Source organism: Pseudomonas spartinae (assembly GCF_965197125.1).
GTDB lineage: Bacteria > Pseudomonadota > Gammaproteobacteria > Pseudomonadales > Pseudomonadaceae > Aquipseudomonas > Aquipseudomonas composti_A.
The window spans coordinates 191,788-205,498 of sequence record NZ_CBDAMB010000009.1 but is presented as its reverse complement, the minus strand read 5'-3'; the positions used below and the strand labels follow the sequence as shown (position 1 = coordinate 205,498).

At 63.8% G+C, this 13,711-nt stretch carries 12 protein-coding genes and 1 pseudogene; 3 read left to right on the top strand and 10 right to left on the bottom strand.

Annotated features, from left to right (window positions below; genetic code table 11):
* Positions 1-16: 16 nt before the first annotated feature.
* From ACN8M7_RS19685 to ACN8M7_RS19670, 4 genes and pseudogenes are all read right to left on the bottom strand, one after another.
* The gene (locus tag ACN8M7_RS19685) at positions 17-1,249 is read right to left on the bottom strand and encodes a tyrosine-type recombinase/integrase (protein ID WP_075750478.1); all 1,233 of its coding nucleotides are present in this window, start codon (positions 1,247-1,249) and stop codon (positions 17-19) included.
* A 116-nt stretch (positions 1,250-1,365) separates the two neighbouring features.
* Positions 1,366-1,890: pseudogene (locus tag ACN8M7_RS19680) on the bottom strand (thymidylate synthase); the annotation flags it as partial.
* Positions 1,890-2,693 (bottom strand): prolipoprotein diacylglyceryl transferase, encoded by an 804-nt coding sequence (gene lgt / locus ACN8M7_RS19675; protein ID WP_490261867.1) that lies wholly within the window; start codon positions 2,691-2,693, stop codon positions 1,890-1,892. The pseudogene ACN8M7_RS19680 and the gene lgt, both read right to left, overlap by 1 nt.
* A gap of 10 nt (positions 2,694-2,703) precedes the next feature.
* Positions 2,704-3,486 (bottom strand): sulfite exporter TauE/SafE family protein, encoded by a 783-nt coding sequence (locus ACN8M7_RS19670; RefSeq protein WP_061240143.1) that lies wholly within the window; start codon positions 3,484-3,486, stop codon positions 2,704-2,706.
* 129 nt (positions 3,487-3,615) lie between these two features.
* On the opposite strand from ACN8M7_RS19670, the gene ACN8M7_RS19665 reads away from it, so the two are divergent.
* Positions 3,616-4,359 carry an NRDE family protein gene (locus ACN8M7_RS19665; RefSeq protein WP_490261866.1) on the top strand — a complete coding sequence of 248 codons (744 nt, stop codon included), beginning with the start codon at positions 3,616-3,618 and terminating at the stop codon, positions 4,357-4,359.
* A 78-nt stretch (positions 4,360-4,437) separates the two neighbouring features.
* Here the strand turns inward: ACN8M7_RS19665 and ptsP are convergent, their stop codons facing one another.
* The gene (ptsP, locus tag ACN8M7_RS19660; RefSeq protein WP_061240141.1) at positions 4,438-6,717 is read right to left on the bottom strand and encodes a phosphoenolpyruvate--protein phosphotransferase; all 2,280 of its coding nucleotides are present in this window, start codon (positions 6,715-6,717) and stop codon (positions 4,438-4,440) included.
* A gap of 18 nt (positions 6,718-6,735) precedes the next feature.
* Positions 6,736-7,215: an RNA pyrophosphohydrolase gene (locus ACN8M7_RS19655; RefSeq protein WP_490261865.1), complete on the bottom strand. Its 480-nt coding sequence runs from the start codon at positions 7,213-7,215 to the stop codon at positions 6,736-6,738.
* A gap of 144 nt (positions 7,216-7,359) precedes the next feature.
* Here ACN8M7_RS19655 and ACN8M7_RS19650 point away from each other — a divergent pair, with 144 nt between their 5' ends.
* Positions 7,360-8,013 carry a histidinol-phosphatase gene (locus ACN8M7_RS19650; RefSeq protein WP_490261864.1) on the top strand — a complete coding sequence of 218 codons (654 nt, stop codon included), beginning with the start codon at positions 7,360-7,362 and terminating at the stop codon, positions 8,011-8,013.
* Between the two features lie 187 nt (positions 8,014-8,200).
* On the opposite strand, the gene ACN8M7_RS19645 is transcribed toward ACN8M7_RS19650, so the two are convergent.
* Positions 8,201-8,641, bottom strand: coding sequence for a DUF2269 family protein (locus tag ACN8M7_RS19645; protein WP_490261863.1), 441 nt, complete (start codon positions 8,639-8,641; stop codon positions 8,201-8,203).
* A gap of 14 nt (positions 8,642-8,655) precedes the next feature.
* A complete protein-coding gene (gene ilvA, locus ACN8M7_RS19640; RefSeq protein WP_061240137.1) occupies positions 8,656-10,170 on the bottom strand; it encodes a threonine ammonia-lyase, biosynthetic in 1,515 nt (504 codons plus the stop codon).
* Between the two features lie 159 nt (positions 10,171-10,329).
* On the opposite strand from ilvA, the gene rpiA reads away from it, so the two are divergent.
* Positions 10,330-11,001, top strand: coding sequence for a ribose-5-phosphate isomerase RpiA (rpiA, locus tag ACN8M7_RS19635; RefSeq protein WP_061240136.1), 672 nt, complete (start codon positions 10,330-10,332; stop codon positions 10,999-11,001).
* Positions 11,002-11,151: 150 nt separating this feature from the next.
* Here rpiA and ACN8M7_RS19630 read toward each other — a convergent pair whose 3' ends face one another.
* Both ACN8M7_RS19630 and ACN8M7_RS19625 read right to left on the bottom strand, forming a co-directional pair.
* Positions 11,152-11,487, bottom strand: coding sequence for a DUF3703 domain-containing protein (locus ACN8M7_RS19630; RefSeq protein ID WP_490261862.1), 336 nt, complete (start codon positions 11,485-11,487; stop codon positions 11,152-11,154).
* Positions 11,488-11,498: 11 nt separating this feature from the next.
* The gene (locus ACN8M7_RS19625) at positions 11,499-13,706 is read right to left on the bottom strand and encodes a heavy metal translocating P-type ATPase (protein ID WP_490261861.1); all 2,208 of its coding nucleotides are present in this window, start codon (positions 13,704-13,706) and stop codon (positions 11,499-11,501) included.
* Positions 13,707-13,711: the final 5 nt, after the last annotated feature.

Here is a 13,711-nt window from a genome sequence, read left to right as displayed (position 1 = left end):
TGCTCATGCGCTGTCATTACTTGCTATCTCCCAGGCCGATCTTCAAGCGAGTCGCATCTGATAGCGCCTGCATGTTCTGAGCTTTGGTTGTGGTGTCTTCAACAGAGCCGTTAATGCGGCTGTAGATATCGAATGGAACCATGGTGTAGATCTGGGTCGTCGAGATGTCTGCATGGCCCATCGTTTTCTGGGCGATGAAAAGGCGTTCTGCAAAGTCCACCCCGAGATCGGGGCTGTTCAAAATGGCATAGGCATAGCCATGCCTGAGCTTGTGAGGAGAAATGGGCTTTTTCAGCTTGCAGGCCCTGATTGCCCTGGCACTCAACCGCTCAAGCAGTTTGCTTACGGAGTTCGCCGTGTAGGTATCACCATGGGCATTCAGGAATGCTGGCGTGCTGTCGTCGTTTTTGAACTTGCGGGCGTGCTTCCTGTAGAGAACAGAGGCGTGATACCGCTGAACCCGCTGCAAGGTGGCACGGCTGACGAGGGTGTAACGCGACTTCACCTGGTTTGACCGGCCCTTACTGCCTGCAATTTCTAGCGAGCAATAGTCAATTTGAAGCGGAGGTGCATCACCGCTGGAGATGTACTCATACCGCTGAGCGTCCAGGGCTTTCTTCACTGCTGCTAGCGTGACCCTAGGCAGCTCTGAGCGCCTAATCCCTGCGTCAAAAATGAATTGGAGTACGCAGCGCTCGCGCTCACAGCCACTACTGGTAATGAGTGTTTCAAGCTCCAAGAGACTGCAAGGAATGACCAGGTTCTTCTTAGGATTGGGCGAAAGCAGTCCTTCCTTGTAGGGGTTATCGGTGCGTAAGACCTGCCCACTAGAAATTGGTGCGCAGAGATAGGTATCGAAGAAGGACAGTAGAGTTGCATCTCGATTGCGCACCGTCTTCGTCGATAGCTCTTCTTTCTCAATCAGATGAGCAATGTACTCGGTCAGCAAGCTCCTGCTGACTTCGAGAAAGGCTTCGTCTAAGCGGGCGGTGGCGAATTCACGGCGGGCTTTCAGGTATTGGTGGGCATAACCCAGGTTCTTGCCGTAGGTCTCTACCGATGTGATCGAAAGGGATTCTTCCTTGGCATGCTGCGTGAGGAACCCCGAGCACAGAGGTAGCAAGCGTTCGTCGCCATCAAAGACCGCACCACCTGTGACATTCACAAGACCTGATACCTGAGCCCCATCCTCATTCAGTAAGGACTCACTCAGATCTAGAACCACCCTTCTCGCAGCGACTACCTTCATCGAATTTACCTCCAGCACGCACTGTGCAAACAGTGCAGATATCGTAGATCACAATAAACTCACCGTGAAGGTAAATTTTTTTACGCAACCATCACGTACTGTGCGGAATCCTGCCGGGGGCATAAAAGGAAGATGTCCGCCGAGCGCTGATACAGCTGGCAGCTGAGCTTGCCGTCGGCGACGTAGAACTGGAACAGCGCATGGCATGGCGGCAAGGCCATCTGTTCGACCAGCGCCGGGTTCCAGGCCGAAACGATCAGGCGGCGCGAATCCGGGTTCTTTCTGATCATCTCGATCAGCTTGGCGATCTGGTCGATGGACTCACCATTGGGCGCAGGCCAGCTGCGCCACTGGTAGCCGTACACCGGGCCGAGGTTGCCGTTCTCGTCGGCCCACTCGTCCCAGATACTGACGCCATTGTCCTTGAGGTACTTGATGTTGGTGTCGCCCTGGAGGAACCACAGCAGCTCATGGATGATCGAGCGCAGGTGGCACTTCTTGGTGGTGACGATGGGAAAACCCTCGGCCAGGTCGAAGCGCATCTGGTAGCCGAACACGCTGTAGGTGCCAGTGCCGGTGCGGTCTTCCTTGAAGGTGCCGTGCTCGCGCACGTGGCGCATCAGGTCGAGGTACTGTTTCATCAGGCAACTCCTTGCTGCACGCTCTGGCGCTTGTAGGCGTAGGCGATCAGACCGATGCCGCCGAGCACCATCGGCACGCAGAGAACCTGCCCCATGGTCAGCCAGCCCCAGGCCAGGTAGCCGAGCTGCGCATCGGGCACGCGGACAAACTCGACGATGAAGCGGAACACCCCGTAGCAGGCGGCGAACATGCCGGACACCGCCATGGTCGGCCGCGGCTTACGCGAGTAGAACCAGAGGATGGTGAACAGCGCCACGCCTTCCAGGGCGAACTGGTACAGCTGCGAGGGATGACGCGCCAGTTGCTGCGGATCAGTGGGGAAGATCATCGCCCAGGGTACGTCGCTGGCCTTGCCCCACAGCTCGGCATTGATGAAGTTGCCGATGCGCCCGGCACCCAGACCGATCGGCACCAGCGGTGCGATGAAGTCCATCAGCTCGAAGAAGCTCTTGCCGTTGCGCTTGCCAAACCACCAGGTCGCCAGCATCACCCCGATCAGGCCGCCGTGGAAGGACATGCCGCCCTCCCAAACCCGCAGAATCTTCGCCGGTTCGGCGATGTACGCCGACAGATCGTAGAACAACACGTAACCCAGGCGCCCGCCGAGAATCACCCCCATGGCCACCCAGAACACCAGGTCGGACAGCTTGTCCTTGGTCCAGGTCGCATCGAAACGCTCCAGCCGGCGCGAGGCCAGCAGCCAGGCGCCACCGATACCGACCAGGTACATCAGGCCGTACCAATGAATCTTCAGGGGGCCGAGGGCGATCGCCACCGGGTCGATCTGCGGATAAGGCAGCATCCAGGACTCCTTAAATGAAAAAACTCAGGCCCACGCTCAGCAGCAGCAGGGCGAACAGACGCTTGAGCAACAGTGGCGACAGGCGATGGGCCAGGCGCGCACCAAAACGGGCAAAGAACATGCTGGTCAGGGCGATCCCCAGCAACGCCGGGAGGTACACGAAACCGACGCTCCATTGCGGCAGATTCGGATTCTCCCAGCCGGTGTACATGAAACTCAGGGCACCGGCGATGGCAATCGGCAAGCCGCAGGCCGCCGAGGTCGCCACCGCCTGCTGGATCGGCACGCTGCGCCAGACCAGAAACGGCACGGTCAGCGAGCCACCGCCAATCCCGAAAATCGACGAAGCCCAGCCGATCACTGCACCGGCTACTGTCAATGTCGGCTTGCCTGGGACACCGCGGCTTGCCTTGGGTTTCAGGTCCAGCGCCAACTGTGCAGCGATGATGATGGCGAAGGTACCGATGATCTTCTGCAGCAATGGCCCCTGGATCAGCGCCGCCGTCATGCCCCCCAGCGCAGCCCCGAGCAAAATGCCCAGCGTCAGCCAACGAAACAGCGGCCAGCGCACCGCGCCCTTGCGATGATGTTCGAGCAGCGAGTTGATCGAGGTGAAGACGATGGTCGCCAGCGAGGTGCCGACCGCCAGGTGAGTGAGAATCTCCGCGGGCATACCCTGCGAGGTGAAGCTCAACACCAGAACCGGGACGATGATCAGACCGCCGCCCACACCGAACAGGCCTGCCAGCACACCGGCGGCCGAGCCCAGTACCAGGTAGAGCAGCAGTTCCATCAACACCCCCAAAAAACAAAGCGGCATGGTAGCGGAAATGCCCACTCAACGGCATACGGATCGACGGAACGGTTGCCGGCCCGAGCTCAGCTCGCTAGCCTGCCAGACTCCGTCACCGGAGGAGCGCGCATGTGCCTGATCGTCTTCGCCTGGCAGCCCGAACAAACAACGGTGCTGCGCCTGGCCGCCAATCGCGACGAGTTCTACGCGCGCCCCAGCGCAGCGCTGGGTCAATGGCCGGATGCGCCGGACGTGTTCGCCGGTCGTGACCTGCAGGCCGGCGGAACCTGGCTCGGCGTTACCGGACAAGGCCGCTTCGCCGCGCTGACCAATATCCGCGATCCCAGGCAGAAAGCCGCCCCCCGCTCACGCGGTGCGCTGACGGCTGATTATCTGCTGGGCCAGGAGTCGCCAGCGGCCTATCTCGACAGGGTCATGCGCGACGCTGCCGAGCATGCCGGCTTCAACCTGCTGGTCGGCGACCGCCAGCAGCTCTGGCATCTCAACTCTCAGGAAGGACGGCCTCGACAGCTGGAGAGCGGCGTCTACGGGATGTCCAACGCCAGCCTCGACACGCCCTGGCCGAAGCTGCTGCGCGCCAGAGAGGCCCTGAGCGATCGACTCGATGGCAAGGATGAGGAACTGCTGGCGCTACTGAGCGACCATAGCCAGCCGGCCGATCACCTGTTGCCGGATACCGGTGTGGGCCTGGCGACGGAGCGCCTGCTATCGAGCGTCTTTATCGCGAGCGAGGCCTACGGCACTCGCGCCAGCACGGTGCTCAGTCTTGGCAGGGATGGGGGCTGGATCATCACCGAGCGCAGCTTCGGGCCACAGGGTGTCTCGCTCGGCGAAGTCGCGTTACGCGGCTAGCGCGGATGCCAATCGGGGCAACGAACCCCGCTATTGCCGGACCACATCCGCGCTACGCAGCGTTTTTACAGGCGCGTTTCAGGCCTGGATATTGGACGCCGGATTGATGACCCGACCGAGGCCCAGGTTGCGCAGCGCCAGGTGCAGGGTGCTGTAGATCAGGTGCGGGTTGTCCATGGTCAGCACCTGGCCGAGCACTTCCCTGGCCTTGCTCTGGGTTACCTGGCGCAGCAGCCATTTCACCTTGGGCAGGTTGGTGGCGTTCATCGACAACGAATCGAAGCCCATCGCCAGCAGCAACACGGCCGCCGCCGGATCACCCGCCATCTCGCCGCAGATGCTCACCGGTTTGCCTTCGAGATGCGCGTCGTTGACCACCTTCTGCAGCGCCTGCAGCACAGCCGGATGGAGGAAGTCGTAGAGATCGGCCACGCGCGGATTGTTGCGGTCGACCGCCAGCAGATACTGGGTCAGGTCGTTGGAGCCGACCGACAGGAAGTCGACCTGGCGCGCCAGTTCGCGGGTCTGATAAACGGCGGCCGGAATCTCGATCATCACGCCGATGGGCGGCAGCGGCACGTCCGTGCCCTCATCACGCACCTCCCCCCAGGCGCGGTGGATCAGGTGCAGCGCCTCTTCCAGCTCCTGCATGCCGGAAATCATCGGCAGCAGGATACGCAGGTTGTTCAGCCCCTCGCTGGCCTTGAGCATGGCGCGGGTCTGCACCAGGAAGATTTCCGGGTGATCCAGGGTCACGCGGATGCCACGCCAGCCAAGGAAGGGGTTCTCTTCCTTGATCGGGAAGTAGGACAGCGACTTGTCGCCACCGATATCCAGGGTGCGCATGGTCACCGGTAGCGGGTGGAAGGCCTGCAGTTGCTCGCGGTAGGTGGCGAGCTGCTCCTTCTCGCTGGGGAAGCGCTCGTTGATCATGAACGGCACTTCGGTGCGGTACAGACCGACACCCTCGGCGCCGCGCTGCTGGGCGCGCGCCACGTCAGCCAGCAAACCGGTGTTGACCCACAGTGGCATGCGGTGGCCGTCGAGCGTCTCGCACGGCAGGGCGCGCAATGCATCGAGCCCTTCGGTGAGCTGGCGCTCCTCCTCGACCACCTCGGCGTACTGCTTGCTCAGCAGCTCGCTGGGGTTGGTGAAGACTTCACCGTGGTAGCCATCGACGATGAGCTTGATGCCGTCGATCTTCGAGTACGGCAGGTCGACCACACCCATGACCGTGGGAATGCCCATGGCACGCGCGAAGATCGCCACATGGGAGTTACCCGAGCCGGTGACCGAAATCAGACCGAGGAGCTTGCCTTCCGGCACCTCGCCGAGCATCGCCGGCGACAGCTCCTCGCTGACCAGAATGGTGTTGTCCGGGTAGACCAGGGAGATCTTGCGCTCTTCCTGCAGATAGGCAAGCAGCCGGCGCCCGAGGTCGCGCACGTCGGAGGCGCGCTCACGCAGATAGGCGTCGTCCATCAGCTCGAAGCGGTTGACGTGATCGAGCACCACCTGACGCAAGGCGCCCTGCGCCCACTGGCCGGTGCGGATGACCTTGCGCACCTCGTTACCCAGCGCGGCATCCTCGAGCATCATCAGGTAAACGTCGAACAGCGCGCGCTCTTCCTTGCGCAGTTGGGTGGCGAGCTTCTCGGACAGCTCCTGCATGTCCTCGCGCACCCAGCCGAGCGCCTTGTCGAACAGTTCCAGCTCGGCGGCGATGTCGTCGACGCTACGGTCTGGAACTACATTGAGATCGGCCGGGGGCAGCACCACGACAGCGGTACCGAGCGCTGCCCCCGGCGCACCCGGCACGCCGACGAACTTGGCCTCCTGTACACCCTTGCCCTGGCGCCCCAGGCCCCGGATCGAACCGGTGGCCTCGGCATGGGCAATGACGCCGGCGAGCTGCGCGCTCATGGTGACCAGAAAGGCTTCCTCGCCCTCGTCGAACTGGCGGCGCTCCTTCTGCTGCACGACCAGAACGCCCATCACCCGACGGTGGTGGATGATCGGCGCACCGAGGAAGGAGGCGTAGCGCTCCTCACCGGTCTCGGCGAAGTAGCGGTAGCGGGGATGACTGGCGGCGTCTTCGAGGTTCAGCGGCTCTTCGCGGCTGCCGACCAGACCGACCAGACCTTCGCTGGGGGCCATGCTGACCTTGCCGATGGAGCGCTTGTTGAGGCCGTCGGTGGCCATCAGCACGAAACGGTTGGACTCCGGATCAAGCAGGTAGACCGAGCAGACCTGGCTGCCCATGGCTTCCTTGACCCGCTGCACAATGATCGACAGCGCCGCCTTGAGATCCTTGGCGGCGTTTACTTCCTGGACGATCTTGCGCAGCGTATTGAGCATGCTCGATTGGGGTCCGTATCAGTCGCGCACTACAAGGCGCGGGGCGAGTTCCTTGAGCGCGCGGCGATAGACCTCGCGCTTGAATGTGACGACCTGACCCAGCGGGTACCAGTAGCTGACCCAGCGCCAGCCATCGAACTCCGGCTTGCCGGTCAGGTCCATGCGTACGCGGTCTTCTGCTCCGGTCAGACGCAGCAGAAACCACTTCTGCTTCTGCCCGATGCACAGCGGCTGGCTGTGCGTACGCACCAGACGTTGCGGCAAACGATAACGCAACCAGCCCCGAGTGCAGGCAAGGATCTTCACATCCTGCTCTTCGAGCCCAACCTCTTCATTCAGTTCACGGTAAAGCGCCTCTTCCGGCGATTCACGATCATTGATGCCACCCTGGGGAAACTGCCAAGCATCCTGGTTGATACGCCTGGCCCAGAGCACCTGGCCGTCATCATTGGTCAGGATGATGCCGACATTCGGGCGGAAACCATCAGAATCGATCACGGCAAGCAACCTCGTACACGCAAGTTCCGGCATTGTTCCACAAAGCCGGCGACAGCAGCAACGCGGGTTTAGGCGCAGTTTGAAAGCCCCACCAAAGCGGCTATTCTGGCGCCCCTCCCCCTTTTGCAGAACAGGTACAGAACCGTGCGCTTGGCCCTTTTCGATCTCGACAACACCCTGCTGGCCGGCGACAGCGACCACAGCTGGGGCGAATTCGCCTGCCAGCGCGGCCTGGTCGATGCGGCCGAGTACCTGGCGCGCAACGACGCCTTCTATGCCGACTACTGCGCCGGCAAGCTGGACGTGGTGGCCTACCAGAACTTCAGCCAGGCCATTCTCGGCCGCAGCGACATGGCGCAGCTGGCGCAATGGCACCGCGAGTTCATGGCCGAGGTAATCGAGCCGATCATCCTGGCCAAGGGCGAGGCACTGCTGGCCGAACATCGCGCGGCGGGCGACAAGCTGGTGATCATCACCGCCACCAACCGCTTCGTCACCGCGCCCATCGCCGAGCGCCTGGGCGTGGAAACGCTGATCGCCACCGAGTGCGGCATGCAGGACGGCCGCTATACCGGGCAGATAACCGGCACACCCTGCTACCAGGGCGGCAAGGTGACGCGTCTGAACGAGTGGTTGGACGAGACGGGATATACCCTGGACGACGCCTACTTCTATAGCGACTCGCGCAACGATCTGCCGCTACTGGAAGCCGTCGCCAACCCGGTGGCAGTGGACCCGGACGATGTACTGCGCGCCACCGCCATCGAGCGTGGCTGGCCGGTGATTTCGCTGCGCTGAACCGGCCTGGGTACACGGACGTGTAGGAGCGGATTTATCCGCGATGGGCGCAAGCCCCATGCCCGCCAGAATCGCGAATAAATTCGCTCCTACAAAAGAGCCGCCCCGGCACCGAGCCGGCCTGGGCACACGCTCGGTAGGAGCGGATTTATCCGCGAAGAAGGCCAGCACCGTACCCACCCGAGCATCAAGCCGGCTTGGCGCCCATCAGCGCCATGATGGCGATCAACAGCAGCAGAATCAGCCCGGCATAGATCAGACACAGGCGTTTGAGCGCCAGCGGAGCCGGCGTATCGCCCAGCGCCCGCCAGACCGCCAGGCGCCCGGCAAGCAGCAGGCCGAGCAACATCATCACGCCATAAAGAATGCTGCCCAGCAGCAGCCAGGTCTGCCCCAGCGGCCAACCCACGGTGTCCACCAGCCAGTACCCGGTGATCGGCAGGCTCAGCGCCAGCACCGCGAATGCCGGCAAGCTGAACAGCAGGGTCACGCGCAGCTTGCGCGCCAGCACCGCGCCATCACCACTGCGTTGCGCCTTGAACAGCATGACGCCATGGGCGATCAGCCCGAGCAGCAGCAACACGCCCGGGGCGCTGTGAAGAATACGAACCAGCAGATAGTGTTCCATCACGGAGTCCTTGTTCAGCCCAGAAACAGGCGGTATGCCGGGTTTTCGCTTTCATCCCAGTAGGGATAACCAATGGCGTCCAGCGCCGCCGGCACCAGATGGCGCTCATCGCTCGGCACCTGCAGCGCGGCCAGCACGCGACCATCGGCGGCGCCATGGTTGCGATAGTGGAACATCGAGATGTTCCAGCGCCCGCCCAGTTTCTGCAGGAAGTTGAACAGCGCACCAGGGCGCTCGGGGAACTCGAAACGCAGCACCACCTCGTCGCCGACGCCGGCAGCATGACCACCGACCATATGACGGGTATGCAGTTTGGCCAGCTCGTTGTCGGTCAGATCCAGCACCGGGAAGCCCTGCGCGCGCAAGCCCTCGACCAGCGCCTGGCGCGGGTCGTTCTCCGGGTGGGTCTGCACGCCGACGAAGATGTGCGCCTCGCTGCCGGTGTGATAGCGGTAGTTGAACTCGGTGATCTGGCGTTTGCCCACCGCCTCGCAGAAGGCCTTGAAGCTGCCCGGCTGCTCGGGAATGGTCACGGCGATGATCGCCTCGCGCTTCTCGCCCAGTTCGGCGCGCTCGGCGACATGACGCAGGCGGTCGAAATTGACGTTGGCACCAGAGTCGATGCCCACCAGCACCTCGCCGGTGACGCCCTGGCGCTCGACGTACTTCTTGATCCCGGCCACGGCCAGCGCGCCGGCCGGCTCGGTGATCGAGCGGGTGTCGTCGTAGATGTCCTTGATCGCCGCACAGATTTCATCGGTGCTGACGGTGATCACCTCGTCGACGTGATGCTTGCAGATGTCGAAGGTGTGCTGGCCGATCTGCGCCACCGCCACGCCATCGGCGAACAGCCCGACAGTCGGCAGTACCACGCGCTCGCCGGCCGCCAGCGCCTGCTGCAGGCAGTTGGAGTCGTCCGGTTCGACGCCGATCACCTTGATCTCCGGGCGCAGGTACTTCACGTAGGCGGCGATGCCGGCGATCAGGCCGCCGCCACCGACCGGCACGAAGATGGCGTCGATGCGCCCCTGGTGCTGACGCAGCACTTCCATGGCCACCGTGCCTTGCCCGGCGATCACCAGCGGATCGTCATACGGGTGGATGTAGGTGTAGCCCTTCTCTTCCACCAGTTTCAGCGAATGCGCCAGCGCCTCGGGGAAGGCGTCGCCATGCAGCACGGCCTTGCCGCCGCGCGAACGCACGCCCTGCACCTTCAGCTCCGGCGTGGTGCGTGGCATGACGATGGTCGCCTTCACCCCCAGGTGCTTGGCCGCCAGGGCCAGGCCCTGCGCATGGTTGCCGGCCGAGGCCGTCACCACGCCGCGCGCCAGTTCCTCGGGTGAGAGCTGCGCCAGCTTGTTATAGGCGCCGCGAATCTTGAACGAGTACACCGGCTGCAGATCCTCGCGCTTGAGCAGAATCTGGTTGCCCAGTCGCTCGCTGAGCTGACGGGCGGGTTGCAGCGGGGTTTCCACCGCGACGTCGTAGACGCGCGAGGTGAGGATTTTCTTCACGTACTGTTCGAGCATGGCGATTTCGCAGGCGTTCGGGCTTGGAGGGGACTGCCGAGTCTACCCCAGCGCCGCGCCGGGCGACCATACGAAACGCACGGGATTCAGCCCGCCAGAACGCCACTTGCGGCTATAATTCGCGCTTTATTCCCTCACCTTCCCAGGCATTCCCCCGCGATGAACCAGGATCAGCTGAAACAGGCCGTGGCCCAGGCCGCCGTCGACCACATTCTCCCGCGCCTCGACAGCAAGAGCATCGTCGGCGTCGGTACCGGCTCCACCGCCAATTTCTTCATCGACGCGCTGGCCCAGCACAAGATGGAATTCGATGGCGCCGTGGCCAGCTCCGAAGCCACCGCCGCCCGTCTGAAAGGCCATGGCATCCCGGTGTACGACCTCAACGCCGTCAGCGATCTGGAGTTCTACGTCGACGGCGCCGACGAAAGCGACGAGCACCTGAACCTGATCAAGGGCGGCGGCGCCGCGCTGACCCGCGAGAAGATCGTCGCGGCGGTGGCCAAGACCTTCATCTGCATCGCCGACGCCAGCAAGCTGGTGCCGGTGCTGGGCGAATTCCCGCTGCCGGTGGAAGTCATCCCCATGGCGCGCAGCCACGTGGCCCGCGAGCTGGTGAAGCTGGGCGGCGACCCGGTGTATCGCGAAGGCGTGCTGACCGATAACGGCAACATCATCCTCGACGTGCACAACATGTCGATCGTCGACCCGGTGAAGCTGGAAGCGGACATCAACGCCATCGTCGGTGTGGTCACCAACGGTCTGTTCGCCGCCCGCCCGGCCGACCTGCTGCTGCTCGGTACCGCCGAAGGCGTGAAAGAACTCAAACGCTGAATCGGTGGGAGGCGTTTCAGCGGCGATTGTCGCGGCTGAAGCCCCTCCCGCAGCGTTCTTTGCTCCACCCACCCTGATTTGCCCGAATGCAATCAGAGTCTCCTGCGATTCGCCACGCACACCGGAAACGCCAGGTGCGCCTGTCCACACCTACTCCAACAGGCGACGCAGCTCCTCGCTGAGCGGCATCGGCTTGAAGGCACTGACCCGCGCCCGCCCGCTGTTGCCGAACGGCACCCAGATGCACGAGAACAGCAATGCCGCAAAGATGCGCGGCACCTGCCCTGCTACCTCACGAACATCCCCGAGCTGCCAGCCGGCACGCAGCATCAGCCAATGCGCACGCGCATGCAGCCATGGACGACGCTGGGTGAGGATGTGAGCGCGCTCCAGCCAGGCCAGTGCCTCGGCGCCACGGCGCTCGCCAAGGGCCTGCACCGCCTGGGCGAACGCCTCGTCGATGGCCTTTCTCAGTTCCACGTGCATGGCGAACACCCTCACTTGCGCAGCAGGCGCAGGCCATTGAACACCACCATCAGGCTCACGCCCATGTCAGCGAACACCGCCATCCACATGGTCGCCTCGCCTGCCAGGGTCATGCCCAGGAATATCGCCTTGATGCCCAGCGCCAGCACGATGTTCTGCAGCAGAATCGCGTGAGTCTGCCGTGACAGACGGACGAATGCGGGAATCTTGCGAAGATCGTCGTCCATCAGGGCGACATCTGCAGTCTCGATGGCGGTGTCGGTGCCAGCAGCGCCCATGGCGAAACCGATCTCGGCCCTGGCCAGCGCCGGGGCGTCGTTGATGCCATCACCAACCATGCCGACCACCTTGCCCTGCACCTGGCGTGCCTCGACCCAGGCCAGCTTGTCCGCTGGCAACAGGTCGCCGCGCGCCTCATCGACACCGACCTGCTCGGCGATGGCCGCAGCGGTGTGAGCGTTGTCCCCGGTGAGCATGCAGGTGCGCACGCCCAGCTCATGGAGTTCGGCGACCGCCTCGCGGCTGGTCTGGCGCACCGTATCGGCCACGGCGAAGAGCATCAGCGCGCGCTGCTCGTCGCACAGCACCACCACGCTCTTGCCCTGGCGCTCCAACGCCGCGAGACGCTGCTCCAGTTGCGCCGAGCAGAGCCCGAGGTCCTCGACCAGGCGGTGGTTACCGATATAGAGCAACTTGCCGTCGATCCGCCCCTGGGTGCCGCGACCTGGCAGCGCCTCGAAGTCCTCGACCTCATGCAGCCCGTGCCCCTGCTCTGCGGCGTGCAGAGCCAGCGCCCGGGAAACCGGGTGATCGGAACGCGCGGCCAGACTCGCTGCCCAGGTGGCATGGATCGGCTCGCCCGTTTCCAGCAGGTGAACACTGTCGGTCTGTACCGGCTTGCCGTGGGTCAGGGTGCCGGTCTTGTCCAGCGCCAGCTGGGCCAGGTGCCGGCCGTTCTCCAGATAGACGCCGCCCTTGATCAGGATGCCCTTGCGCGCCGCCGCCGCCAGGCCGCTGACGATGGTCACCGGGGTGGAAATCACCAGCGCGCAGGGGCAGGCCACCACCAGCAACACCAGGGCGCGGTAGATCCAGTCAAACCAGGCGCCGCCCATGACCAGCGGCGGCAATACCGCCACCACCAGGGCGAAGGCGAACACCGCCGGGGTGTAGATGCGCGAGAACTGGTCGACGAAGCGCTGAGTCGGGGCGCGCGAACCTTGCGCCTCCTCCACCGCATGGATGATGCGCGCCAGAGTGGTGTCGCGCGCCGCCGCCGTGACGCGAAACTCCAGCGAACCGGCTTCGTTGATGGTGCCGGCAAAAACCGGGTCGCCCGTACGTTTTTCCACCGGCAGGCTTTCTCCGGTGATCGGCGCCTGGTTGACCGTCGAACTGCCGCCAATCACCTCGCCATCGAGGCTGATGCGCTCACCGGGGCGCACGCGCACCACGGCGCCGAGGCCGATGGCCTGGACGTCGACTTCCTGCCAGCCTCCGTCTGCCTGCCTGACCGTGGCCCGCGACGGCGCCAGGTCCATCAGGCCACGGATGGCGTTACGCGCGCGATCCAGCGAGCGCGCCTCGATCAGCTCGGCGAGGGTGAACAGCACCATCACCATCGCCGCCTCCGGCCACTGGCCGATCAGCCCGGCGCCGGTCACGGCGATGCTCATCAGCGCATTGATATTGAGATTGCGGTTCTTCAGGGCAATCCAGCCCTTCTTGTAGGTGTTCAGCCCGCACAGACCAATGGCCGCAACGGCCAGCAGCGCCACCAGCCAGCCCGGGCCGAGCGTGGCGAAATGCACCACTTCCGACGCCGTCGCCATCACCCCGGCCAGCGCCAGCGGCCACCAGGGTTTGCGCACAGGCGGCGCCGGCTGCTCGATGGTGCCTGCGGCCTCCAGTTTCGGCGTGAAACCCAGGGCGCGAATCGCCGCCAGCACCTGCGCCAGTCCATCTTCAGCGTGGCTGACGGTGAGCACGCGCTGCAGCAGATTGAACTGCAGCCCGGCTACCGCCGGCAGCCTGCCGAGCGCATCGCGAATCAGGCGCTCCTCGGTCGGGCAATCCATCTGTTCGATATGGATGCGCGTGGTAAGCGGGCCGGTCAGCGGCTCGTCCACCGCCTGAGTGGCAGCGCTGGCGTGATCATGCCCGGCGTGGTCGTGCCGGGCAGGTGCTTGTTCGTGCGAGTGGTCGCAGCAACGGCTCATGGGAA